Annotated in this window: 17 protein-coding genes; 5 read left to right on the top strand and 12 right to left on the bottom strand. The window is 68.4% G+C overall.

What is annotated here, in order from left to right; genetic code table 11:
* Positions 1–169: 169 nt before the first annotated feature.
* The 5 genes from AB1L88_RS01195 to AB1L88_RS01175 form a co-directional block, all read right to left on the bottom strand.
* The gene (locus AB1L88_RS01195) at positions 170–1,747 is read right to left on the bottom strand and encodes a TIGR04222 domain-containing membrane protein (protein WP_367094793.1); all 1,578 of its coding nucleotides are present in this window, start codon (positions 1,745–1,747) and stop codon (positions 170–172) included.
* A gap of 96 nt (positions 1,748–1,843) precedes the next feature.
* Positions 1,844–4,003 carry a serine/threonine protein kinase gene (locus AB1L88_RS01190; protein ID WP_367094792.1) on the bottom strand — a complete coding sequence of 720 codons (2,160 nt, stop codon included), beginning with the start codon at positions 4,001–4,003 and terminating at the stop codon, positions 1,844–1,846.
* A complete protein-coding gene (locus AB1L88_RS01185; protein WP_367094791.1) occupies positions 4,004–4,597 on the bottom strand; it encodes a sigma-70 family RNA polymerase sigma factor in 594 nt (197 codons plus the stop codon).
* Positions 4,598–4,752: 155 nt separating this feature from the next.
* Positions 4,753–6,138, bottom strand: a complete 1,386-nt coding sequence (locus AB1L88_RS01180; protein ID WP_367094790.1) for a hypothetical protein — start codon at positions 6,136–6,138, stop codon at positions 4,753–4,755.
* A gap of 61 nt (positions 6,139–6,199) precedes the next feature.
* Positions 6,200–7,240, bottom strand: a complete 1,041-nt coding sequence (locus AB1L88_RS01175) for a hypothetical protein (protein ID WP_367094789.1) — start codon at positions 7,238–7,240, stop codon at positions 6,200–6,202.
* A 300-nt stretch (positions 7,241–7,540) separates the two neighbouring features.
* Here AB1L88_RS01175 and larB point away from each other — a divergent pair, with 300 nt between their 5' ends.
* The 3 genes from larB (at position 7,541) to AB1L88_RS01160 (ending at position 9,991) form a co-directional block, all read left to right on the top strand.
* Positions 7,541–8,404 (top strand): nickel pincer cofactor biosynthesis protein LarB, encoded by an 864-nt coding sequence (gene larB / locus AB1L88_RS01170; protein ID WP_367094788.1) that lies wholly within the window; start codon positions 7,541–7,543, stop codon positions 8,402–8,404.
* Positions 8,401–9,285 (top strand): NAD(P)H-hydrate dehydratase, encoded by an 885-nt coding sequence (locus tag AB1L88_RS01165; protein WP_367094787.1) that lies wholly within the window; start codon positions 8,401–8,403, stop codon positions 9,283–9,285. Before larB ends, AB1L88_RS01165 begins: the two co-directional genes overlap by 4 nt.
* Positions 9,286–9,535: 250 nt before the next feature.
* Complete coding sequence (locus AB1L88_RS01160) at positions 9,536–9,991, top strand: hypothetical protein (RefSeq protein WP_367094786.1); 456 nt, start codon at positions 9,536–9,538, stop codon at positions 9,989–9,991.
* 130 nt (positions 9,992–10,121) lie between these two features.
* Here AB1L88_RS01160 and AB1L88_RS01155 read toward each other — a convergent pair whose 3' ends face one another.
* Together AB1L88_RS01155 and AB1L88_RS01150 are read right to left on the bottom strand one after the other, a co-directional pair.
* Positions 10,122–11,465, bottom strand: a complete 1,344-nt coding sequence (locus AB1L88_RS01155; protein WP_367094785.1) for a DUF1552 domain-containing protein — start codon at positions 11,463–11,465, stop codon at positions 10,122–10,124.
* Between the two features lie 2 nt (positions 11,466–11,467).
* Positions 11,468–14,212 (bottom strand): DUF1592 domain-containing protein, encoded by a 2,745-nt coding sequence (locus AB1L88_RS01150; RefSeq protein WP_367094784.1) that lies wholly within the window; start codon positions 14,210–14,212, stop codon positions 11,468–11,470.
* A 401-nt stretch (positions 14,213–14,613) separates the two neighbouring features.
* Here AB1L88_RS01150 and AB1L88_RS01145 point away from each other — a divergent pair, with 401 nt between their 5' ends.
* Positions 14,614–15,090 carry a hypothetical protein gene (locus AB1L88_RS01145; protein ID WP_367094783.1) on the top strand — a complete coding sequence of 159 codons (477 nt, stop codon included), beginning with the start codon at positions 14,614–14,616 and terminating at the stop codon, positions 15,088–15,090.
* Positions 15,091–15,134: 44 nt separating this feature from the next.
* Here the strand turns inward: AB1L88_RS01145 and AB1L88_RS01140 are convergent, their stop codons facing one another.
* From AB1L88_RS01140 to AB1L88_RS01120, 5 genes are all read right to left on the bottom strand, one after another.
* Positions 15,135–15,539 carry a thioesterase family protein gene (locus AB1L88_RS01140; protein ID WP_367094782.1) on the bottom strand — a complete coding sequence of 135 codons (405 nt, stop codon included), beginning with the start codon at positions 15,537–15,539 and terminating at the stop codon, positions 15,135–15,137.
* A 28-nt stretch (positions 15,540–15,567) separates the two neighbouring features.
* The gene (locus AB1L88_RS01135) at positions 15,568–16,266 is read right to left on the bottom strand and encodes a protein tyrosine phosphatase (protein WP_367094781.1); all 699 of its coding nucleotides are present in this window, start codon (positions 16,264–16,266) and stop codon (positions 15,568–15,570) included.
* Positions 16,154–16,831: a hypothetical protein gene (locus AB1L88_RS01130; RefSeq protein WP_367094780.1), complete on the bottom strand. Its 678-nt coding sequence runs from the start codon at positions 16,829–16,831 to the stop codon at positions 16,154–16,156. The genes AB1L88_RS01135 and AB1L88_RS01130 overlap by 113 nt, the downstream gene beginning before the upstream one ends.
* 158 nt (positions 16,832–16,989) lie before the next feature.
* Complete coding sequence (locus AB1L88_RS01125; protein ID WP_367094779.1) at positions 16,990–18,816, bottom strand: hypothetical protein; 1,827 nt, start codon at positions 18,814–18,816, stop codon at positions 16,990–16,992.
* Between the two features lie 401 nt (positions 18,817–19,217).
* Positions 19,218–21,869 carry a PVC-type heme-binding CxxCH protein gene (locus AB1L88_RS01120; protein WP_367094778.1) on the bottom strand — a complete coding sequence of 884 codons (2,652 nt, stop codon included), beginning with the start codon at positions 21,867–21,869 and terminating at the stop codon, positions 19,218–19,220.
* 189 nt (positions 21,870–22,058) lie between these two features.
* Between AB1L88_RS01120 and AB1L88_RS01115 the strand changes: the two genes are divergently transcribed.
* Positions 22,059–23,837: an arylsulfatase gene (locus AB1L88_RS01115; RefSeq protein ID WP_367094777.1), complete on the top strand. Its 1,779-nt coding sequence runs from the start codon at positions 22,059–22,061 to the stop codon at positions 23,835–23,837.
* Positions 23,838–23,845 lie beyond the last annotated feature (8 nt).

Below are 23,845 nucleotides of genomic sequence, written 5' to 3'. Positions count from 1 at the left end.
GATCGAATCGCAGCGACGCCCCCGGAAGTCTCGGCTTCCGTGGGGCGTTTGCGCTTGTAGGGGCTTGCTCGCCCGAACCACACACCGCCAGTCGCGAATGGCAAAGCACGGTTCCATCGTCGAGATGACTTCGCCTGAAGCACCGCTCGGCCGGTCCCATCAGTGTCGATTAGCCACCACAGCCCCCACAGCCCCCGCAACCGCCGCAACCTCCACACCCGCCGTCACCACCGCACCCGCCATCTCCTTCGGAGGGCGGCGGAACGATTTCCTGTCGGAGCGCTGCCAACACCCCCTCCCCTGGCAAGGCGTTTATGCCCAGTAGGACGAAGGCTACGGGGAACCGTGGATCAGACGGCATCGGCGGGTCGTTCACGATCTGCTCCCTCTGGTGGCCCAGGGCGTTGACGACAGCATTGCCACTCGACGTCCGCCAGGGCTTGACGACAAGGTGAACCGCTGCGGCGACGAACAGGGCAATGCAGAGCAGCACCAGGAACCCAACGGGTTGCTCCCTCTGGTGTCCCAGGTGGATTCGCCAGAGGCCCAGCAGGAATACGGCAACCAGCGGCAGGAGAGGGACAAGCCGCATGATCACGGCATGGCCGGACGACTGAAGCCAGCCGAGCGCGCGAAGCCAATCCTCACTCTTCCGCACAACCCCTGATCGGGCCGCGGCCTTCACGAGCTTCCAGTTCGTTGAGGAAGACTGCTCCTGCACCGCGTCAAGCACCGCCTGCTCGATCGGGTGCAGCGGACGGTCGACCTTGGACGGGCTGACCGAGAGCCGCTTCGTGTCTTCATCAAAGGTCAGTTGCCCTTCGTCAACCAGTCGGGCGATTGCAGCCTGCACCGGCGCGGTCCGGTCGGGCCCCCGAGCCAGCAAGATCAGGGCATACGGGTCAAGCTTTTCGGGGTCGCTGGGGGGTTGGGAGGGCTCGTCGAGTTCCGAAACCGCGAGCGATCCTAGCCAGAATTTGATCCCTTGCCTCAACAGGACCGAACCAACGATTGCCCCGAGCGTCAGGAGGACGAACAGCTTGAGAAACTCCCAGCCGGACATGCCCGCCAGGTCGATCGCGCGAGGCGGGGCAGGCGCCCAATCCCTTCCGCAACCGGCCAGGACGATCGACATCACGGTCAGGGTCGCCAGGCCCGGCAACGAGGCAAAACGTCGCACCGAGTGCGTCCACCGAAGGATTGCGGGACCAGCCCCCTCGACTCTGCAACGAAAGAACCCGACCAGGTTGTGGAGGATCGTGGCCGGGCGAGGGAGGACCCAGTGGGTCGCGGTGTTGACCCGGGCGAAGTGCAGGTCGCGTCCGAACCGATCGGCGGCCGGCGGCCAGATGTCGCTCGGAGGCTCCGAGCCGAACAGGCGGCGGTACGAGTCGAGGGTGCGGCCGTACCAAGCGTGGAACTTCGCCGACTCCTGCGCGCCGCCCCGGGTCGGCCCGTGGTGCAAGGGCCGGCCGAGGACGTTGCGGCAGAGGTCGTCCCAGTAGCTCCGGGTGTAGGTCAGGTGGAGGTGCCAGGGCTGATCGACCTGATCGGACGGCGTGACCGGATGGCCGGCCTCCATCGCCAGGAAGAGGAAGCGGCGGTATTCGAAGACGACGCGACGGGCGTGAGCGAGGCTCCAACGATTCTCCCTCGCCAGGCGTTGCGTGAAGGTGAGGTCGGAACCCGGATCGTCAAGCGGGAAGGCCGTGATGCGTTCCCAAAGCTGTGTCTGGTCCTCGGTCATTGTGAAAACCTCCAGGGACCGAAACGGTCGGGGCTCGTCGATGAGCCCTCACTGGAGGTCCAAGCCGATCGAAGGTCGATGATCGGGCGCGGCTCGTCAGAGAATTTTCGGCAACCACGAGAGCGGCCAGGGGCATTGACGGGAGAGTTTGACGATCAGGTGGGTCTGGCCGACGCGGTGATAATCGACGAGCCGACCGCCCCAGGGGCCTGCCGTGGCGTGGTCGAGATCGGGGTTACCCTGGAAATCGGGGAGCTGGGACAGTCCGACCGGGGGCAAGGGATTCCGGGAGCCGCGGTCGTAGCGCCGATCGAGTACGGCGAGATAGGGCCAGGGTGGGTGCGGGTCGCCGAGCCCTCGAAGCGGGTCAGATCGGTCGATCGGACAGAGGACGACGGCCTCGCCGGCCTCCGTCCGCATGTCCACGTCGATCAGGCGCGGGCCGATGGTGAAATTGGCGACCAGGAGGCCCAGCAACATGTCAGCCTCCCCCCAGATCGGGGTCGAAACCGCGATCTTGTATTGGCGGTCCTTCACCGAGAAGAACGATCGGGCCACGTAGGCGTCGTTCTCCGACCGGGCAGAACCGGCATCAAAGAAGGTCCGGTAGTAATCTCGGACGTGGAAGCGTTTGCCGACGGAGCTGCTCCCGACAAGCGTGTCGGCCCTGAGGACCCCATCAGCATCGAGCACGAAGACGTTGACGAACGGGTTCTCCCCCGCGATCCCGAACAGGTTTTCCACCTCGATGGCCGTCCGGAGGAACGCCTCGATGGCCTGCCGCTGCTGCTCGTGCTGGGCCGGCGACGGGAACGACTCGACGGCTTCCCGGAGTCTCGGGTCGCCCGCGAGTAACATCGTTGCGCGGCGGATCAGTCGGAGCTCCCGGTCGACGACCCGGGCCAACTGGATCGCCTGCCGTGTGTTCTCCGCCCGGAGTTCGCCCGTCCGGATCGCCAGGACGGCCAACCACAGGAGGAGGACGACGAGGCCCGCCGAGGCCAGCCCGAGCGGATGACGCCGGGCCCAGAAGCGGGCCTCCCGGATCGCCGACGGCCTGCCGCCGGCCAGGGTCGGACGGCGGTCGAGCCACCGGGACAGATCGTTCGCCATCGCGTCGGCCGAGCCATAACGGCGGCCGGGGTCGCGGTCGAGGCACTTCAGGCAGACGGCCTCCAGTTCGCGGTCGACCGCTGGGTTGAGCGTGCGAGGGGGCGTCAGGTCGCCCTGGACGACGAGGGCGAGCGTCTCCCCCGCGTCTCGACCGCGGAACGGCTCCCGGCCGGTGAGCATGGCGTAGAGAATCGCGCCCAGGCCGTAGATGTCGGAGGCGGTCGAGATCTCCGACCAGCGGCCGCCGGCCATCTCCGGGGACAGGTACGGGAGCGTCCCGACGATCCCGGCGCGCTCGAACGTGGCCGAACGATCGTCGGCGGCGTCCGGCTCGATCGGGTCCTCGAATCCCGGTGCCCGGCTCGGGGGTCCCATCGCTTCGATCCGCACCGAGAGCCCGAAGTCGGTGACCCTGGGTTGGCCGTCGGCGGTCAGCAGGATGTTGCCCGGCTTGAGGTCGAGGTGCAGCACGCCGGGGTTGCGGGTGTGGGCGTGGTGGATCGCCCGTGCCACCTTCTCCACAAGCTCGGCCGCCGAGCGCGGGTCGGCCGCGTAGGAGGCGAGCCGATCGGCGACCGTGCCGCCTTCCATCAGTTCCATGACGAAGAACCAGCGCCCGCGGTCCTCGCCGAAGTAGGACGTGCGGATGATGTTCTCGTGCCTCATCCGGGCGATCGCGCGGGCGTCGGCCCGGAGGCGGTCGGCGGAGACCAATTCGCCCGAGGTCGGCCCCCGGAGGGTCTTCAACGCCACGACGATCTCGTGAGCGTTCTGGACCCTGGCCTTCCAAACGACTCCCTGCCCCCCTTCGCCGAGGGTTTCGAGCAGGACGTAATCGCCCAGGAGGTCGCCGGGACGGAGGGCGGCGGCCCTCGTGAGGGGTCCGGGATGCCCGGAGTCCATCCCTCCCAGCGTCATCGTGTCGTCCGGGGAGGGTTCGAGCCTCGACGGGCCAAGCAGTCCGAACCGCGAGAGGTCCTCGAAGTAGGCCCGGAGTTCGGAAGCGATGTCGGCGTGGCGGCCCGCCCACTCGTCGGGGTCGGGCGACTCGCCGCGGTCGATGGCCTCGTGGTAGTCGTAGATGGCGAGGTTGACCTGCTCCTCGCGGTCGACAGCCTCTCGGCTCTCGTGCCGGCTCATCATTCAAGCCTCCCGGGGCATCAAGTCGCGGAGCCTCCGCATGCCATGCCGGAGCAGCCCCCCGACCGCGTCGGGGGTCCGGTTCATGTGCCGACTGATCTCCGCGACCGACATCCCCTGGCAATGCTTCAAGACGATCGCCTCGGCCTGCGGCGGGGAGAGCTGGGCGAGGAGGCCGGCCAGCGCGAGTGCGTCCTCCTCGCGAGCGGCCCGCGCCTCCGGGGCCGACCGGCTGGCCCGCATCACGCCGATCATCCCGTGGGAGGTCCGGTCCAGGTCACCGTCGAAGGACACGACCCGCCGCTCCAGATGGAGCCTGCGAAGGCGGTCGATCAGGTTGAACCGGAGCAGGCTACGGAGCCAGCCCATCATCTCGGCTCGGTTTCGGCCCCGATGCCGTGGCAGGTCTCGGAGGGCCTCGCAGAGGGTCTCCTGGACCAGGTCAGAGAGGTCAATCCGGGCCCGGAGATCGACCGAAACCTGAACGCGGGCCAGCGCCAGCAGGTAGTCGCGGTATTCGCCGAACGCCCTTGAATCTCGGACATTCGGTTCGGCGCGGTCCGCGCGAGACTCCTCCGGGCCCTGGATCTCGGCCATGACGGTGTCCCTCAAGACGTGCCCCCGGCCCTCCGGAGTCCGCTCGTGATCGGCCGACCGATGCAAGACGGTTACACAAAGCGGTGATCCGCCCGTCGATCGGCCAATTCCCTTCGCTCCGGATCAGCCCGAGGGCGAAGGGTCTCGGCCGGGGATCAGGCGTCGGCCTTCCAGGAAAGGGAGGACGCACCTTTCGTCAGGTCGAAGCAGGCAATCACGCCCTCGGGTGTCCGACACCAGGTGCCGGAGTCGAGTTGGAGCGGCCCGCGGACTTCTCGCAGCGGGGTGGAGGTGCCGTCGGCGTGCTGGAGGGTCGGGATTCCCGAGCGGGGGCCGTCGACCTCGACCGTGAAGGCCGGGCAGGCATAGGGGGCGCGGAGGGAGAGGTGATCGGCGTCGGCGGAGAGGGTGGTGAGTTCTCGGGCGGCCCAGTAGCGGGCGATCTCGCTGTTCTTCATCCAGAGCAGGTTGTCGTAGGCGGCGTTCAGGCGGGCGACGATCTCCTTGAAGATGGTGAAGCCCAGCTCCTCGCCGTTGTAGTAGATGCCCGGCCAGTGGCAGACGAGGACGGCCGGTTCGCCGCGGTCGATGACCTCGGGGAGGCGGCCGCCCTCGAGGTCCTCGGTGATGAACTGGTCGACCGAGCCGGGGGTCAGGCCGTCCCAGCCGCCGAACCAGTCGCCGGTGCAGCCGATGATCGAGACGACGCAACGCGGGTCGTCGCCGTCGAGGCCCGAGGCGTACTCGACCCGGGGGGCGACGCTGCGGCCGTCGGTATAGAGGTGGCGGAAGTAGTGCGGGATCTCGGCGCCGAAGACGTCTCGGACCGATTCGAAGGTGGCCTGCGACAGCTCGGGAAGGACCCGAGAGCCGAAGCCGCCCGGGGTCGTGACCCCTTCGCACGGCAAGTCGACGTTCTTGAGCAGTCGGAGGGCATAGGCGAAGTAATCGGTCAGCTCGTCGACCGACTTGCCGACGCTGAAGCCCCAGTTCTCCATGAAGCGTTCGGAGCGTTCCTCGAACGGGCGGCCGGTTTTGGTGTTGATGGCCCAGGTGTGGGTGATCATCTCGGGGTGGATGTCCCAGTCGGGCATCATGAGGGTGCGGACCAGCTCGAGGCTCTCCTCCAGTTGCCGGCGCGACCAGCCGGGCATCTCGCGGTCGATCCAGCCGACGCAGGCCGGATAGGGGACGATGCTGTACTTCCCCTTCACCCCGTGCTCGTGGCACCACTCGCCGAACGACCGGACGAAGGAGTCGGGGATCTCGCGGGGGAGTTCTTGCCAGGGCTGGCGGTACTGGTCGGGGAAGACCTCGGCGAACTGGGGGATGCAGAAGTGGGCGAGGTTCACCAGGCAGGTCGAGTCGTCGATGATGAAGCTCAGGGGGACGCGAGCCTTCGGGTTCAGGACGCGGGCCGAGTCGGCCTGCTCGGGCCGGTCGCCCGGTTCCTGGGCGGAGAGGGTCGGCAAGCCGAGGCCCGAGGCGGCGCTCAGGCCGAGCCCGGCCTGGAGGAATTGGCGGCGGGAGGTCGTCACCATCGTCGTCCCTTCGTGTGGTGTTGCCGAGTGCGTGAACGATCGGATGTCCGGGGGCGGGGCCTCAGGGACCGTCGGCCGGGCCGACGCGGAGGCTGCGGACGTCGCTGCGCTGGTTGACCCGGCGGAGGGTGCCTTCGTAAACCGAGACCTCTCCCGCGTGCTTGACGCGGACCTTCCATCGGGTCGGGACGACCTTGCCGCCGAAGCCCCCGGGGGGGCCGTAGTAGAGGACGTACCAGTGGTAGACGCCGGGAGGCCCCTGCCCCTTGACTTTCTCGCCGTCCCGGGTGTCGGGGTCAAGCCAGTAGATGTTCTCGGGGCCGAAGCCGTCGGTGTCGTCGACGTCGAGCTCGCCCCCCTTCTTGCCCTGGCGCTGCGCCCAGTAGATGTGCGAGCCGCCGGGCTCGACGACGTGCAGGTCGATGTCGGCGGCCGTGTCCCAGATCAGGGTGAACTGCGGGTCGCCGACCTTGACCTCGATCCCCTGGATCGTCTCCAGACCCTCGCCGAACCGGGCGGTGCCGAATTCGCCGCCGCCGAGGCCGGTCGAGCCGCCGACCTCGGAGCGGTTCGGGTCGGACTGGACGCGATCGGTGTTCAGGTCGATCCCGGTGAAGAGTTCGGGCAAGAGGGGGTCGGGGGCCAGCTCGGTCGGGTCGGATTCGAGTTCGAGGGGAAGCTCGTCGTCGAAGCCGCCGATCCGGTCGAGGCCGTCCTCGTCGCCGAGGGGCGAGCCGACCTCGGTCTCGAAGGCGACCCTCGGCTTTTCCTGGGGAAGGAGGAAGACGAGGAGCAGGAGCAAGGCGACCAGCGCCGCGTGGACGATGACCGACCCGGTCCAGCCGACCAGCAAGGTCTCGAGGATCGGCCTGCGCTCGGCCTCCTCCTCGGGCGTGTCGAGGATCGTCCGCCGCCCCTTGAGCCGGACCAGGGGGGTGATCGACCGGCGCAACCGCGAGGCGCCGGCCTTCACGGCCGAGGCCGTGCTGGATCGGGGCGAGGGCGGGGCCGATGCGTGTCCGGCCGACGTGTTGGACTCACGGGCCGGGGACGAGCCGAGGGGATCGACGCGCTGGGCGTCTTCGCGGTGCTCCGGGGTCATCCGGTGCCTCCGTTCGGGCCGGGACGACGGAAGGGCGAACGATGATCGAGCGTGATCTCTTGAGGTCGAGACGGGAAAGATCGTCGAACCTTGTCCGTGATTGTGTATCTTATCATGTCCGGGCAAGGAGCGGGCCGACCACCCCTCCCCCGGCCGTCGGCCGGTTGTCAACCGATCGGCCGTCCGGATACAACGGGATCCAGGACGACTCGACCCCCTCCGACGCGGTCTCGGCACCCCGACCGCCCTGCCCGAAGGTCGGGCCGGTGGACCGAATTGGGCCAGAAGGCGACGAGAGTGATGGACGCGCACGACCTGAAGACGCTGCTCGACGGGGTCCGATCGGGGGCCGTTTCCCCCGAGGAGGCCGAGCGCAAGATCCGTTGGCCCTCGCCGTTCGAGAAGGTGGGCGAATACGCCACGATCGACCACCATCGCCGCCTGCGTTGCGGATTCCCGGAGGTCGTCTTCGGCCAGAACAAGACGGCCGAGCACATTGAGGGGATTCTCCGGGTCATGATCCGCCAGGGGGAAGGCTGCCTGGTGACCCGGGTGGCCCCCGACGCCGCCGAGCACCTGAAGCGCACCTTCCCCGAGGGGGAACACAACGCCATCGGCCGCACCTTCCGGATCCGACGGAACGGGCCGGAGCCGGATCAACTGGGGGTGGTCCGGATCGTGACCGGGGGGACGAGCGACCTGCCCGTCGCCGAGGAGGCGAGGGTGACGGCCGAGGCCTGGAACTGCGACGTGGCATTGATTTCCGACGTCGGCGTGGCGGGCATCCACCGCCTGCTCGGCCGGCTCAACGAGCTGCAGGGGGCCGACGTGCTGATCGCCGTCGCCGGCATGGAGGCGGCCCTGCCGAGCGTCCTGGGCGGCCTGACCGACTGCCCGATCATCGGCGTGCCGACGAGCGTCGGCTACGGCGCGCACTTCGGCGGCCTGGCGTCGCTGCTGGGGATGCTCAATAGCTGCTCGTCGAACGTGGTGACGGTGAACATCGACGCGGGCTTCAACGGCGGTCACGTGGCCGCCTTGATCGCCCGTCGAGCGGCCCTGGCGCGGCTCGGCCGATCGCCGAGCGACGGGATCAACCCGCCGGATGGGCCGCAGCAACCCGCCCCCGGCGGGCCGAACGAGGATCGGAGAGCTCACGCATGAGCGTTGACGTGGAACGAGTTACGAGCGTCCCCAGCCTCCCCAAGCGATCGAGCGAGGCGCACAAGGGGCAGTTCGGCCATGTGCTGGTCGTCGCCGGCGGTCGGGGCATGGCCGGGGCGGCCGGGCTGGTGGGGGCCGCGGCATTGCGGTCGGGGGCGGGCCTGGTGCGGGTCGCCTCGCCGTCGGAGGTGCAGCCGGTGGTGGCGACCTTCGAGCCGAGCTACATGACCTATCCCCTGCCGCAGGACAGCGAAGGGTTGATCGACTTCCCCGCCGCCGCCCCGACCCTGGGCCGCCTGATCGACCCGGCCGACGTGCTGGCCATCGGCCCGGGGCTGGGCCGGTCGCGGGGCCTCGACGCGATGGTCCGCTGGATCGCCGAGGAAGGGGACAAACCGGCGGTCATCGACGCCGACGCCCTGAATGCCCTGGTCGAGACGCCCGAGGTGCTGCGCAAGGTCTCTCGGCCGATCGTCGTCACCCCGCACCCGGGCGAGTTCGCCCGGATGACCGGCGCGACCGCGGACGAGGTCCAGGCCGATCGCGAGGCGAGGGCGGTCGCCTTCGCCTCGGGGGTTGAGCATCTGGTGGTCGTGTTGAAGGGGCACGGGACGATCGTGACCGACGGCCGGCGGCTCTTCGTCAACAAGACCGGGAACCCGGGCATGGCCACCGGAGGCTCGGGGGACGTGCTGACCGGCGTGATCGCCGCGCTGATCGGCCAGGGGCTCTCGCCGTTCGACGCCAGCGTGCTGGGCGTGCATGCCCATGGCCTGGCCGGCGACATCGCGCGGTCGCACAGCGGGGAGGTCGGGCTGATCGCCGGGGACATCGTCGACGCGTTGGCGGATTCGTTCGAGGCGCTCGGTGCCCTCGGCTGATCGGCCGTCGCGTGGTGGATACGGCCTCCCGGCCGGCCGTGACGATCGTGTTGATTCCAAGGGTTGACCTGTCCCGAGTTGGTCCCCACTCGTATACTTCTCGGAACGACGACTCCGGATGATCGTCCGACGGCCGGAACGCCGATGACAGGTCATCCCGCGGGCGAAATCGATCGCGATTCCAACGACGATTGAGGAGGTTGGGGTGTCTTCGAGCAATAATCAAAATTCGCCACCGTGGACGTACCGGATGGACATCACCCCGACTGGTCAGGCGCCCGGCCTCCCGGCCAGTAACGACCCGGTGGCGTTGCTGAACCTGATGGTCAACCTGCAGTCGCAGACCATCGAGCTTCAGCGCCAGATGCTCGAGAACCAGCGCCAGCAGCTTGAGATGATCCGAGAGACGACCCAGGTCGCCCGGGAACAGCGGGCCCGGCAGATGGCCGACCTGGAGCGCTGGCAGTCGAGCCACGGCGACGTGCTCGACACCTGCAAGCAGTCGCTCGGGATGCTCGAACAGGTCCACTCGACCCTGATCCGAGACCTGACCGATTACGTGGCCGAATACCACGAGAACCTCGTGGACGGCGACTTCGCCCTGTCCGACTTCGTCGATCGCTTCGGCCCGAGGCTGGCCCACCTGAACACGATGCTCGCGGTCCTCCGGCCCCTGGCCGCGGCGCAGAAGAAGCCGAACACCTGAGCGAGCGATGGGGCGTCGGCCCGGTCGTCTCGATCGAGACTGAATCATGCGAACAGCCGGCCCCGGAGATGATTCCTCCGGGGCCGGCTGTTCGCGTGGGCGGATTCGGCGGCGAGTGCGATTCGGGCGATCAGCCGTCGAGCCGATCGAGCCGCCCGGTGCTGTCGCCCAGCTCGTCGATGGGGGTATCCATGCGGTCGAGCATCGAGAGATAGAGATTGTTCAGCGGGGTGTTCTCGTCGTAGCGGACGTGACGGCCGGTCTTGATCATCCCGCAGCCGCCGCCGGCAAGGACGAGGGGGAGCTCGTTGTGGTTGTGGCGGTTGCCGTCGCCGATGCCGGAGCCGTAGAGGATCATCGAGTGATCGAGCAGGGTGCCGTCCCCTTCCGGGATCTCCTTGAGCCGGCCGAGGAAGTAGGCGAGCTGCTCGACGTGGAAGAGGTTGATCCGGGCGATCTTGTCCTGCTTCTCGGCGTCACCCTGGTGGTGCGAGAGGTAGTGGTGGCCGTCGGGGACGTCGATCCAGTTGTACGACTTGTTGCTCCCCTCGTTGGCGAAGACCATCGTGGCGATGCGGGTCGAGTCGGTCTGGAAGGCGAGGACGAGCATGTCGAGGATCAATCGGATGTGATCCTGATTGTCCTTCGGCACCCCTTCGGGCTTGACGATGTCGTCGGGGCGCTCGACCTCCTCGATCCGCTTCTGCTCGGCCGCGACGAGGCGGCGCTCGATCTCGCGGACGGAGCCGAGGTACTCGTCCACCTTGCGGCGGTCGTTGACGCCGAGGCGGTTGTGGAGATGCTTCGCGTCCTCGGACACCAGGTCGAGGACGCTCTTGTTGTAGCGGCGGCGACGCTCGCTGAGCTGTTCGGCGTCGTCGTTGCCGAAGAGACGCTCGAAGACCAGGCGCGGGTTGATCTCCTTCGGGACCGGCTGGGTGGGGGTCCGCCAGGAGATGTTCGACGAGTAGGCGCAGCTATAGCCCGAGTCGCAGTTGCCCGACTGGGCGCTGGGGTCGATGCCCAGCTCCAGGGACGGCAGGCGGGTGTGGTAGCCCATCGCCGCGGCGGCCACCTGGTCGACCGAGACGCCGGCGCGGATGTCGGCGCCGTTGGTCTTGACCGGGTGGACCCCGGTCAGGAAGCAGGCCATCGACCGGGCGTGGTCGCCGCCGCCGTTGCCGTGGGCGCGGGCCATGTCCTGGGCCAGGCCGCTGAGGACGAGCAGATCCTGCTTGTACGGATTCAAAGGGATGAGGATGCGGGGCAGGGAGAAGTCGGCCCCGAGCTGCTCGGGGGTCCACTCCTGCATGTGGGCGCCGTTGGGGACGTAGAGGAACGCCATCCGGGTCGGGGCGACCTTGCCCCCGGGGCGGGAGGCGATGCCGGCGGCCGGGGCCATGGCCTCGAGCCAGGGCAGGGCCATCGCGGTTCCGAGCCCCTTCAGGGCGGTGCGTCGAGACAGGGAGAACATGATTAGTTTTCGCCTCCTTCGTTCTTCCGCATGCGGAAGGCGTCGCTCGTGACGATGTCCACGACCAGGCGACCGAACCGGGAGTCGTGCCGGTCCAGGTCGGCCAGGATGCGGTCAACGGCGCATCGATCGAAGTACTCGAGCCCGCGCCCGAGTGCGTAGGTCATGAGATTCTCGGTCAGGGTCCGGGCGAACTCGTCGCTCCGGGTTGTGAGCAGGGCCTTCAGGTCGGCCGGCCCGTTGAAGGAATCGCCGCCGGGCAGGGTGCCCGAGGCGTCGATGGTGGCCCCGCCGTCCTGATCGCGCCAGCGGCCGATGGCGTCGAAGTTCTCGAAGCCGAAGCCGAGCGGGTCCATGCGCTTGTGGCAGGAGGCGCAGGACGGGTTGGCGCTGTGCTGCTGCATCCGCTCGCGGAGCGTCCCGGTCAGCTCGGGCCCTTCCTCCAGCTCGGGGACGTCGGGAGGGGGGGGAGGAGGAGGCGTGCCGAGGATCTGGTCGAGGATGTACTTGCCGCGCTTGACGGGGGAGGTCCGGGTCGGGTTCGAGGTGATCGTCAGGATGCTCGCCTGGGTCAGGATGCCCCCCCGCGGCGAATCGGCGGGCAGTGAGACGCGGCGGAACTCGTCGCCGGCGACGCCCGGGATGCCGTAGTGGCGGGCGAGGCGTTCGTTGAGGAACGTCTCCTCCGAGTCGATCAGGTCGAGGATGCTGCGGTCCTCGCGGACGACGGCCTCGAAGAACAATTCCGTCTCGCGCCGCATGGCCTCGCGGAGCGGGTCGTCGAAGTCGGGGAACTGGCCGGGGTCGGGGTTGACCGTGCTCAGGTTCTGGATCTGGAGCCACTGGCCGGCGAAGCGCTCGATGAAGCGCGACGCCTTCGGGTCGTCGAGCATGCGGAGCGTCTGGCGCTGCAGCTCGGCCGGGTCGCGGAGCTTGCCCTCGAAGGCGGCCCGGAAGAGGGCCTCGTCGGGCATGCTCGACCAGAGGAAGTAGGAGAGTCGGGAGGCCAGCTCCCAGTCGCTCAGCGGGCGGCCCCCCTCGGGGGCGTCGGGGTCGGGGGCCGACCCGTACTCGACGCGGAAGAGGAAGTGCGGGGAGACGAGCACCGCCTGCACGGCCAGTTGCATCGCCTCCTCGAACGACCCGCCGTCGCGACGGACCAGGCGGAAGAGGTCCATGAGCCGCTCGACCTCATGCTCCGAGGCCGGGCGGCGGAAGGCGCGATTGGCGAAGCGGCGGATGCTCTTGCGGGCGACCTGCTCGTACGAGCCGCTCAGGGCCGGCTCGGCGATGATCCGGCGGTGCGACTCCGGGAGGGCGGCATAGTACGACTCGACCGGCCCGACGATCTCCACGCGGCCGAGGATCAGGTTGCGGTCGCCCCGGAGGCTCTCGTCGGGATGGTCGGTGTTGTAGTAGTCGTTCAGGAATGCCAGGGCGACCGGGCGATTCCCCTCGGAAACGCGGACGCGGGCCTCGTAGGTGCCCGGCTCGTCCTCGGTCGCGGTGACGTCGGCCACGTCGATGGTCTCGCCGTCGATCTTGATGCCCATCCGGACGGGATCGGGGCCGGCCTGCTGGCCGAAGGCTCGGACCCGGACGCGGTACTCGCCGTCGCGTTCGAAGTCGTGCTCGAAGGCAACCTCGCCGTGGGTGGCGAGGATGCGGCCGACGCCCTGATAGTCGTCCCCGCCGGCCTCGTCGGGGAGCTTGGCGAGATCCTTCGAGGCGACCGGGTCGGTCGGCCCCTGGACTTCGAGGCGGTTGATGATCAGGTTGCGGTCGCCCCGCTCGTCCGGATCTTCGGCGTCGGGCCTGTAGTAGTCGTTCAGGAAGGCGACGGAAAAGCGCCTCGTCCCGGCCGAGACGGCGTGGGGGACGGTGTAGGTCTTGTGCCGATCCTCCGCCTCGACGTCGAACTCCTCGACGGTCTCGCCGTCGATCCGGATGGCCATCCTCACCGGCTCGGGCCCGGCCTGGTGGCCGTAGGCGCGGACCTTCAGGATGTAGCGCCCGTCGCTGGGGAAAGCGTGCTCGATGGTCAGCTCGCCGTTGGAGGCGAGGATCTGGTCGTCGCCGAGCGACTCGGCCCCCTTGTCCCGGATCAGGCGGTTGTAATAGAGGATCGTCTTGCCGGGGCCGGGCCCGGCGGCGTCGATGGCGCGTCGGCTGATCTCCTCGGCGGCGGCGAGGTACTTCTCCAGGAGCAAGGGGTCGAGCGTCAGGACGTCGCCGATGTTGTCGAAGCCGTAGCCGACGTCGTCGGCCGGGAAGTCGTCGGCCGGCTGGAAGTCGAGGCCGAGCAGGTCCTGGATCGTGAAGTTGTACTCGGCCCGATTGAGGCGCCGGAGGGTGACGCTGCCCGGCTCGACGAGGTTGCAGTCGATCTGCGAGAGCGTGGCCTCGATCCACTCGGTCAGCTCCCGGGCCTCCTCCTCCAGGGGCCTCGGCTCGACGTCGACCGGGGGCATGTCGCCGTCTTCGATGAAATACTGGATATTCTCCCACTGGGCGCGATCCTTCACGATCGAGTCCACGTCGGGATAGGCTTCCAGATTCAGGCCGGCCTCCTGCTTGTCGTTGCTGTGGCACGAATAGCAGTAGGTCTTCAGCAGCGGGACGATGCGGTCTCGGTACGCGTCGGACACGGCAGCCGGGTCATCGTCGGCTCGAACCGCCGGCAAGGCGAACAGCAGGGTGAACAGCGCGGCGGTGACGAGCAGGGGCGGTCGGTGCCGATAACTCATGAGACTGGCAAGACCTCGGGACCATCGGGGTGGGGACCAAACCGGCGGGATGAGGCACGCGTCGGGCAGCAAGCGCGGGGGAGGGAGGGCTGGTCAGGGAGTGTCGTGCATGGCATTATCGGTGATGTTGAACGCTTATTCAACGTGTTTTCCCGAGAATTTTGCCGATTGGGAGCGCGAATCGCTGGAGAGAGCGGGCTGTGCGCGGGTGCTCGGGCTGCGACTCCCACGACGTCGACGGGTCGAGCGAGGCGCCCGAGCTTGCGAGAGGCCGTATACTCGTGCGGACCTGAGCGATCCTGGTCGGACCGCGCGGGCGGGATGATCGGTCGAATTCCAAAAACGGTCGGGGGCGCGGACCTTGGACGGCGGCCCCGGCCTTGAAGATGGGGGCAACGGAGATGGGACTGTTTGACCGACTTCACGGCGCCCGAGATCGGGCCTCGACCCTCGATGACCGCTCCCGGGCGAAACTGCTCGAGGCGTGGGGGCTGGTGGAGGCCGACGTGGCCAACGATCAGGTCCCCCGGTACTCCGCCGAGGGGACGTCGCTGGATTACGACCGGGCCCAGTGGCTCCGGAAGCTCAAGCACATCCTGGACGAGCTGCCGGATTCCGAGCCGCGCTGGGAACAGCTCGTGCGGGAAGGGCGAGCCAAGGGGTTCGACGACGCCTGGATGGGGCACCTGATGCGGGAGGAATTCGCGCTGCTCGTGCGCCGGGCGGTGGCCGATCGGGTCTTCTCCGAGCGGGAACGGCGCAAGCTCGACCAGGCTCGCATCCTGGTCGGCCTGAGCGAGGCCGAGGCGGAGGCGGTCTATGCCTCGGTGGTCAAGGAGGCCGAGACCTTCTTCGGCGAGGAGGTCGAGGGGGCCTGATCGCCGTCCTCGATTGGCCCGGGCGACGATTGCAGGGCGATCGCTCAGGCCGGATCGGCCTGCGATCCCCCCCGGAGCAAGGGCGGCAAGGGCTGCGGGCGCCCCGTGCGATCGATGCAGGCGAGGGTGGAATGCCCCTCGGCCAGCAGTTCGCCCGCGCGCCTCAACTCGTAGCGGTGGACGATCTTGACGTGGGTGACCCGCTCGACGGAGGTCCGGAGCGTCAGCACGTCGTCGTAGCGGGCCGGGCGTTTGTACTTGCAGCCGAGGTCGACGAGCACCAGCAGGAAGCCCGAGTCTTCCACGTCCTTGTACGAAACCCCTCGGCTCCGGAGCAGTTCGGTCCGGCCCATCTCGAAGTAGACGAGATAGTTGGCGTGGTGGAGCAGGCCCATCCGGTCCGTCTCGGCGTAGCGGACCCGGATCTCGATCTCGTGACTCTCCGGCATCGTGCGGGGCTCCCAGGGATCGGTCGCGTCAGTGGCGGGCCGCCGCATCCGAGGGCCGGGTGACGACCTGGAGCGGGTACGGGTTGTACGGCCAGAGCGACCGGTTCGGCGATCCCGGCCGGTAGGACCGGGCGAACCACTCGCGGAAGGTCTCGGGCCGGTGCTCGCGCCCTTCGGCGGCGAGCCATCGCTCATATTGCCGGAGGTGCCCCTGCATCACCAGCCCGTCTTCCAGTGGCAGAAAGAGATAATAGAGCGAGAACTGGGAGCGGGCCTCGGCCAGGGTGCTGCCCGGCCGGAGAAGGGTGGCCATCGATGAGACGAGCCCCGTGCGTTCGGCGCCGAACTGGCAGTGGATCAGGAGCGGACGCTCGGCCGAGTCGAGCAGCGTGATCAACTCGTCGGCCTGCTCGGGGGTCAGCCAGTAGTCGGACGAGAGGGGCACGTCCACCAGGGTGGCCCCGGCGTCGAGCGTCGCCTCGCGCTCGGGGAGATACCACCACGAGTCGGGGTTCGGCCCCCGGAGGTTGAGGACCGTCCGGATCCCCTTGGCCCGGATGAGCCGGGAGAGGGTGTCGGCATCGAGCTGGGCCGATCGGTAGATCGACCCCGGTTCAACGGTGCCGACGTTGCCCATCGTCCATCGCCAGCCGATCGGGATGACGAGCGAGACCGTCAGGATCGCCAGGGTTCGGGCGATCGGGCGCACCATCCGGTTCCGGGACATCGTGAGACTCCTTGCCCCGGCCGCGGTGGGCCGCGGCGAAGGCCTCGATCAGGCGGAGATCGTCGGCGTCGGCCTCGGCCCGCGTCCAGGGAAATTGCAAGAGTTCGGACCAGGCCCGCTCGGCAGACCAGCCGTCGTGTCGGATCCGGTAGGCGGCCAGGGCGAGGTTCGTCCGGTGATGGCCGGCGACGCAGTGGAAGAAGACCGGCTGCCGATCGGGGTCGGCCAGCAGGTCGGCGGTCTCGGCGAGCTGGTCGATCGTGGCGGTCGAGCCCCGCATGGGGACGATGACCCAGTCGATGCCGGCCCGGTCGACGACCTTGCGCTGCATGACGTACTTCGGGTCGTGCGTGTTGATCGCCGTGAGGGTGACGATCGTGCGGACCCCTTCGCGGTCGATCAGCCGCCGCAAGGGCCAGGAGCGTTGCCAGGCCCCCCGCACCAGTTGGCCGGGGGCGATCACGGCCACCCGCTTCTCGAAGACCTCGTGCCGACGGTCGATCGCCACCCCGCAGAGGGCCGCGAGGACGATGAGCGCCAGGATTCGGCGTTTGCGCCCGCTCACCGGCGAATCCTCCGTGAGTTCGCGTCGCGTCTGCTCCGAAACGGCCTCGGATTGTAGCCGAGTCGGTCGATCGGGCAAGCGGAAGTCGGTCGGCGAGCCGGGCGGGTGCGGGCCCGGCTCGCCCGATTGGGAGCGACCCGAGAGGAAGGGTTCGTCGCTCAGGGGCCGCCGACGACGGTGAAATCGGCCCGGGAGCCGGGGGATCGGGTGACCTCGACCATGATCCCGTCGGCGTCACGTTCCTCGGTATCGACCCGGAGGATGAGGGCATGGCGGCCGGGGTCGAGCTCGGCCGAGACGCCGTCGGCCGCGTCGATCGGCTGGCCGTCGAGCCAGAGGGTGAGCCCTTCGGCAGAGTCGAACGCGAAGGTGAGGGCGCCGGGCCGGGTCACGTCGACCTCGCCGCGGAGGGCGACCGTGGGGGCGTCGGCCATCCGGGTCACTTCGTCGAGCGGCAGGGTGCCGCCGGTCATCCCGTAGATCGGTCGCCAGTCGGCGGGGTCGGCCGACGCGATCGAGGGCGGAAGCTCGGCCACGTCGGTCGAGGCGGTGGTGTCGGGATCGAGTTCGGAGCCGGCGTCGGGCCAGGGGAGGACGCCCCATCGCTGGATCGAGGGGGTGGCCCGGATGGCGTACGGGCCGGGCTTGCCGAGCTGGTCGAGGAAGGCGACGAGGTCGACGAATTCGTCGCGGGTCAGGAAGTTGACCAGGCCGGCCGGCATGAGCGAGCCGCCCGACTTCTCGTCCTCGATGTCGTCGACGGGGATGACGCGGTCCACCCCGGTCGCCTCGCGGAGGACGAGGCGTTCGGCGCTCGACTCCTTGACGACCCCCTGGAAGATCTGCCCGTCGATCGTCAGGACGGTCTTGACCCCGTACTCCTCCTTCACGGCCTCCTCGGGGGTGATGATCGACCGGGTGAGGTAATCGGGGGGGGAGCTCGCGCCGATCGCGCTGAGGTCGGGGCCGACGTTGCCGCCGGCCCCGCTGAGGGCGTGGCACTTGGTGCAGTTGACGTCCTCGCGGCGGAAGATGCGTTCGCCGCGCCCGGGGTCGCCGTGCTCGCGGACGTCGGCGATGAATCGCTGCATCTCGGCCTCGGACATCGGCTCGGGGTCGGCGAGGATGCCGGCGGCGTCGCTCAGGGCGGAGACGAGCGGGGCGTCGGTCCGGCCGACGGAGTAGAGGTAGCGCAGGGCGAGCTTGGCCGGGTCGGCGGCGAGCCCTCGCTCGCGGATCTCGGCGGCGAGCCGTTCGGGGCCGACCTGGCGGTCGAGGAAGGCGGTCATCAGGGGGGCGACGTCGTCGAGGTCGCCGATCCCGTCGGCCAGGGTCGCGACGGCCCGCTCGGCGGCGGCATCGACATCGAGGCTGACCAGGGCGGCGATCGCCGGCACGCGGACGGACGCCGGCTGTTCGGGGCTCGCGAGCGATTCGATCGCCTTCCGGCTGGCGGGGCCTCCGATCTCGGCCAGGGCGTTGAGCGACGCCTCGCGCAGGGCCTGGGATTCGTCGGGGCTGGAGGCGATGGCGGCGAGGGCGTCGCTCGCCTGCTCGACCTTCCAGGCGCCGGCGAGCCGGATGGCCGACAGCCGGGCCTCGTCATCGTCGGGCGCGGAGTCCCCCTGGATCAGGGCGGCGATCCGGGAGCGGTCGCCCTCGGGGGAGACGCTGCGGTTGCGGGCGGCCTGGGAGAGGGCATCGAGGGCGAGGCGGCGATTGGCGTCGGACGCGAATTCCGGATCGGTGGCCAGTTCGAGCAGGAAGCCGAGGTCGGTGGCAGACCCCTGGCGGCCGATCAGGGTGATGAGCGTGCCCTGGCGATCGTCGGGGACCCGGCCGCTCCGGAGCATCCGGACCATCGCGCTTTCCTGGTCCTGGGCATGCACGGCGACCGGGAGACTGGGCAGGAGCATCAGGGCCGCGATCATCGAAACATGCCGGAACGTCGCTCGTTCGGGGGGCGGCGAAACAGTCGGGATCATCGGGAGACCTCGGTCGGGCTTCGAGGGTGGTTCAACGCGAGGGGCGGTCGGGCGGGGCTGGTGGTCGGGGACCGGGGACGGAGCGGGTCGCGTGGGGTTTGCGCCGTCACCCGCTCCCCGCGAGCAGGCGGAGATGAAGGGGAGCCGGTCGGATTGCAAGGCATGGCGTTCGGACGGGGCCCCCTCACCCGGCCTGCGGCCACCCTCTCCCCCAAATGGGGGTGAGGGTCGGAGATTGCACCCTCTCCCCGTTCACGGGGAGAGGGCCGGGGTGAAGGGTCCCTCGGCCGGGTCGCGAGCCGTGGCGTTCGAGTCACAGCCCCAATCACCCGGCCTTCGGACACCCGCTCCCCAGCAAGCGGGGGAGCGGGTGAAGGGAGGGGCGATGCAGTGACGAAGGGTCACTCCCCGGCGGTGAGATTCAGGATGCGTTCGCTGAGGGTCGCGTTCGTCTCGTTCAGGGTGTACTCCAGGTAGTAATCCTGGGGGTGCAGGAGCGATTCGAGCGCGATCTCCTGGGCGCGAAGGGCGTCGTCACCCTCGAAGAAGCTGAGGGCGCGGACGGCTTCGAGCCGGACGCGGGGGTGATCGTCGTTGACCTGCTGCTGGAGCAAGGCGAGCGGGTCGTCGAGCCGGTCGCGCCAGTAGCCGAGCACCCGGGTGGCGGCGGCGCGGGTCTTCGGCTCGGGGCAGGTCAGGAGGGTTTGCAGGAAGTCCTGATCGACGACGTCGTGCTGCTGGTGGACCCAGAGGGCTTCGAGCATGTGTCGCCAGTACTCGGGGTCGTCCTGGTCGAGGTTGGCGACCCAGGTATCGAGGGCGGACATGACCTCGTCGGTGTCTCGGGTCCGCAGCTCGATCCGGGCGCGGTAGCGGGTGCGGTCCTCGTATTCCTTGAACAGGTCGAGCAAGGCGGGGATCGGCTCGCCGGCGATCTTTGCAGGCTCGACGAGGGGCTTGCCGGTGTAGTGGATCCGCCAGATCCGGCCGTGGACGGCGTCGCGGTTCGGGTCGCGGATCGAGTGCTGCATGTGGCCGATCAGGGGGTTGAACCAGTCGACGAGGTAGAGCGCGCCGTCGGGGCCGAATTCGAGGTCGACCGGCCGGAAGTTGGTGTCGGTCGACCGCACGAGCGGCTCGGCCGGGTCGGCGGCGAAGCCGGAGTCTTCCTCGCGCATCGTGTAATTGAGGACGCCGTGGAAGCCGATGCAGTTGTTGAGCAGGTAGTTCCCCTGCCAGTCGTCGGGGAAATTGCGGCTGGAGACGATCTCGCAACCGGAGGTCGGCCGCCACTGCTTGACGAGGAACTCTTCGAGCCTCGGATGCTTGCGCGGGTAATCGACGTCGCCGGAGAAGGCGGTGCCGTAGTAGTTCGCGCCGCCGGAGGCGTCGGCCACGAAGTTCTGGCCCCAGCGGTCGAAGTAGTGGCCCCAGGGGTTGGCGAACGGGTAGGAGACGAAGATGTCGAGCTTCTCGGTCAAGGGCTCGTAGCGGAAGACGCCGGCGTTCTTGACGCGGGTCGGGCCGTGAGGGGTCTCGATCTGCGAGTGGTGGAACGTGCCTTCCTGGAAGTAGAGGGCGCCGTCCGGCCCCCAGGTGAAGGCGCTGATCGAGTGGTGCGAGTCGGCCGAGTCGAAGCCGTGGAGGCGGTAGGAGTAGTCGTCGGCGATGTCGTCGCCGTCGGTGTCCTTGATGAACGCCAGATTGGGTTGCTGGGCGACATAGGCTCCGCCGTCTCCGAGTTCGATCCCGGTCGGGATGTGCAAGCCCCGTGCGAAGATGGTTTGTTTGTCGGCCTTGCCGTCGCCGTCGGTGTCTTCGAGGATCAGGACCTTGTCGTCGACGGGCTTGCCGGGCAGGTACATCGGGTACGACTCCATGGTCGTGACCCAGAGGCGTCCCTTGGCATCGAAGGCGAACTGACAGGGGTTTTTCAGGTCGGGGAAATCCTGCTCGGAGGCGAAGAGATTGATCTCGAACCCTTCGGGCAGGGTGAAGCTCTCCAGCGCCTCCTCGGGGGAGGTGATCTTGATGGGTCCCTGGACGTTGCTCTCGATTTCGACGAACTCGCCGGTGCCGGAGTCGTCGATCTCGTCGGGGAGCTCGTTGCCGCGGGCGGCTTCCCAGATGCGGCCGTCGCGGACCTCGATCATCTTGCGGAGCTTGGCGAATTCGGCCGGGAAATTGACGACGCCGAAGGGCTCCTTGCGGCCGCCGTAGATGTAGAAGCCGTTGACCGCGCGATGGTCATAGAAGAATTGCTTGTTCTTTTCCTGGACCTCGGCGCGGAGCGCGTCCAGGTCGGCGGCGATCGAATCCGGGCCGGGGCGGGGGCCGAAGAGGGCCTCGTCGAGGATCGGGGCGAGCTTGCGTTCGCCGTCTTCGGTCAAATGGACCCCGTTGAAGGTCCAGGGCTCGTCGTCCCCTTCGTACTGTTCGCGGGTCGGATGGAAGAGGTCGATGAACAGGACCCCCTTGGAGCGGGCGACGTCGGCCATGGCCTCGGTGTAGAGGGCGAGGTTCTCGTTGTTGGCCGAGCCGTCGGGGAGGGTCCGCGAGCCGAGGTCCTCGTGGGCGATGGGGGAGAGCAGCACGAGCGTCGGCGGCGCTTCGCCATTGTAGGCGGTGGAGGTCGTCTCATCGATGAACGCCTCCAGGTCGCGACGGAAGCCGTCCAGGCCTTCCGGGCCGGCGAACGACTCGTTGTAGCCGAAGGCGGCGATCACCACGTCGGGCTTGTGGTCCTGCAGGGTGTGGCCGTGGTCCTGGAAGTCCTGCGAGCGGGGGCGGAGGGTCAATTCGTCGGCGGACCAGCCGAGATTCCGGACCACCAGCTCCAGCTCGGGGAATCGGCTGTGGAGGAGGGTCTCCCAGTGGCCGAAGTACTGCATCCGCTCGGCCAGGGTGTTGCCGATCAGGACGATCCGGTCCCCCTTCTCGAGCATCAACCGCTCTGGGGCTTCGGCCTGGGCGATTGCCCGAGGGGTGGTTACCGGCGGCGACGCCAGCGTCGCCAGGGCCATCACAGACCAGATCAAGGCGGTCGCTCTCATGGTGTTCGTCTCGCGGTGTGTTGATTTCGGAGAGGAGAGGAGACGTGGAGTCGGATGGACTCACGCCCGGACGTTGGCCGGTGGACGGCCTCGGTGATCGCCTATTATACTCCGCCCGGGGCGGGACTCCACGAGGTCGTCTGGCTGACGGGTCCAGAGGTTCAGACGCAATCGGACGCGGGAGCAAGCATGATGGACCGATTGAATCGCAACCGTTTGCGGGGGATCGGAGGGACGACGCTCGGGGTCGTGGCGGCGACCCTGCTCGCGGTCGGCCCGACCGCCCGGGGGCAGGACGCAGCGCCCGATCGACGGCCGAATGTCGTGCTGATCATGACCGACGACCAGGGGTACGGCGACCTGGCCTGCCATGGGAACACGATCATCCAGACCCCGAATCTCGATGCCTTGCATGCCGAGAGCGTGCGATTGACCGATTTTCATGTCGATCCCACCTGCTCCCCCACGCGATCGGCCCTGATGACCGGGCGGTATTCGGGACGGGTCGGAGTGTGGCACACGATCCGGGGGCGATCAATCCTCCACCGAGACGAGACAGGCATGGCCGAGGTCTTCGCCCGATCCGGCTACGCGACGGGGATCTTCGGCAAGTGGCACCTGGGAGATAACTACCCGTCTCGGCCTCAAGATTTCGGATTCTCGCAATCCTTGATTCATGGCGGAGGCGGGGTCGGCCAGACGCCCGATGCCTGGGGAAACGATTATTTTGATGATGTGTTCCTCGAACACGGATCGCCTCGGCCGACCTTCGGCTACTGCACCGACGTCTGGTTTGACGCGGCGATCCGGTTTCTCGCGGAACGGGGCGAATCGCCGGAGCCGTTTTTCTGCTATCTCGCCACCAATGCGCCGCACGCACCGTATCTGGTCCCCGAGGCTTACGAGGCCCGCTATTCCGACAACCCGGACGTCCCCAACGCGGCCTTTTATGGGATGATCACGAACATTGATGAGAATGTCGGTCGGTTACTCGCGGCGATGGATGACCGCGGGCTGAGTGAGAACACGATCGTCGTCTTCATGACCGACAACGGCACCGCGGCCGGGGTGCGGGGCGACCTCGGCTACAACGCGGGGATGCGGGGCCGGAAAGGAAGCCCGTACGACGGAGGGCACCGGGTCCCTTGCTTCGTGAGGTGGCCTCGCGGGGGCATCGGCGGCGGGAAGGATGTGCCGCAACTGTCGGCGCACCTGGACCTGTTGCCGACGTTGATCGAGCTGTGCGGCCTGGAACGTCCGGACGGGGTCGCCTTCGACGGCCGGAGCCTCGCCCCCCTGCTCCGGGGCGAGGCGATCGAATGGCCGGAACGGGCCATCGTGGTCGAGTCGCAGCGGGTTGATGTGCCGCAGAAGTACCGCCAGTGCGCGGTCATGACCGAGGATTGGCGGCTCGTGAACGGGTCGGAGCTGTACGCGATCGGCGAGGACCCCGGCCAAAGCGAAGACCTGGCCGCCGGACAGCCCGAGACGGTCGCCTCATTGAGATCGATCTACGATGAGTGGTGGGACGATGTGTCCCGGAACCACGATCGGGTGGCCCGGATTGTCGTCGGCTCCGAGGCGGAGAACCCGAGCCGATTGACCTGCCACGACTGGACCGGCTCGGATGAGGATCCGCCGTGGAACCAGACGATGATCCGCGAGGGCCTGGTGCGCAACGGTCGCTGGGAGATCGAGGTCGATCGGGCCGGGGTTTATACGATCGAATTGCGCCGGTGGCCGGAACGGGAGCCGAGGCCCATCAACGACGGCCCCGGGCCGATGGCGCACGACGCGAGGCTGAAGATCGGGGAGTTCGAGGCGTCGCTCCCTGTCGGCCCGGAAGACGTGGTCGTGGCCTTCCGGACGGAATTGGAGGCCGGCCCGGCCGCCCTGCAGACGTGGTTCGAAGGCCCCGAGGGATCGCGGGGGGCCTACTTCGTCAGCGTCCGCCGCGACACCCCGTGAAGGAGATG

The organism is Tautonia sp. JC769, from assembly GCF_040717455.1.
Lineage (GTDB): Bacteria > Planctomycetota > Planctomycetia > Isosphaerales > Isosphaeraceae > Tautonia.
Note: the sequence above shows the minus strand (reverse complement) of the source record. Positions and strands in the feature narration are given on the sequence as shown.

Coding starts and splice junctions, on each gene's coding strand:
- AB1L88_RS01195 (WP_367094793.1), bottom strand. CDS start 1,747: ATGACCGAGGACCAGACACAGCTTTGGGAACGCATCACGGCCTTCCCG.
- AB1L88_RS01190 (WP_367094792.1), bottom strand. CDS start 4,003: ATGATGAGCCGGCACGAGAGCCGAGAGGCTGTCGACCGCGAGGAGCAG.
- AB1L88_RS01185 (WP_367094791.1), bottom strand. CDS start 4,597: ATGGCCGAGATCCAGGGCCCGGAGGAGTCTCGCGCGGACCGCGCCGAA.
- AB1L88_RS01180 (WP_367094790.1), bottom strand. CDS start 6,138: ATGGTGACGACCTCCCGCCGCCAATTCCTCCAGGCCGGGCTCGGCCTG.
- AB1L88_RS01175 (WP_367094789.1), bottom strand. CDS start 7,240: ATGACCCCGGAGCACCGCGAAGACGCCCAGCGCGTCGATCCCCTCGGC.
- larB (WP_367094788.1), top strand. CDS start 7,541: ATGGACGCGCACGACCTGAAGACGCTGCTCGACGGGGTCCGATCGGGG.
- AB1L88_RS01165 (WP_367094787.1), top strand. CDS start 8,401: ATGAGCGTTGACGTGGAACGAGTTACGAGCGTCCCCAGCCTCCCCAAG.
- AB1L88_RS01160 (WP_367094786.1), top strand. CDS start 9,536: ATGGACATCACCCCGACTGGTCAGGCGCCCGGCCTCCCGGCCAGTAAC.
- AB1L88_RS01155 (WP_367094785.1), bottom strand. CDS start 11,465: ATGTTCTCCCTGTCTCGACGCACCGCCCTGAAGGGGCTCGGAACCGCG.
- AB1L88_RS01150 (WP_367094784.1), bottom strand. CDS start 14,212: ATGAGTTATCGGCACCGACCGCCCCTGCTCGTCACCGCCGCGCTGTTC.
- AB1L88_RS01145 (WP_367094783.1), top strand. CDS start 14,614: ATGGGACTGTTTGACCGACTTCACGGCGCCCGAGATCGGGCCTCGACC.
- AB1L88_RS01140 (WP_367094782.1), bottom strand. CDS start 15,539: ATGCCGGAGAGTCACGAGATCGAGATCCGGGTCCGCTACGCCGAGACG.
- AB1L88_RS01135 (WP_367094781.1), bottom strand. CDS start 16,266: ATGTCCCGGAACCGGATGGTGCGCCCGATCGCCCGAACCCTGGCGATC.
- AB1L88_RS01125 (WP_367094779.1), bottom strand. CDS start 18,816: ATGATCCCGACTGTTTCGCCGCCCCCCGAACGAGCGACGTTCCGGCAT.
- AB1L88_RS01120 (WP_367094778.1), bottom strand. CDS start 21,869: ATGAGAGCGACCGCCTTGATCTGGTCTGTGATGGCCCTGGCGACGCTG.
- AB1L88_RS01115 (WP_367094777.1), top strand. CDS start 22,059: ATGATGGACCGATTGAATCGCAACCGTTTGCGGGGGATCGGAGGGACG.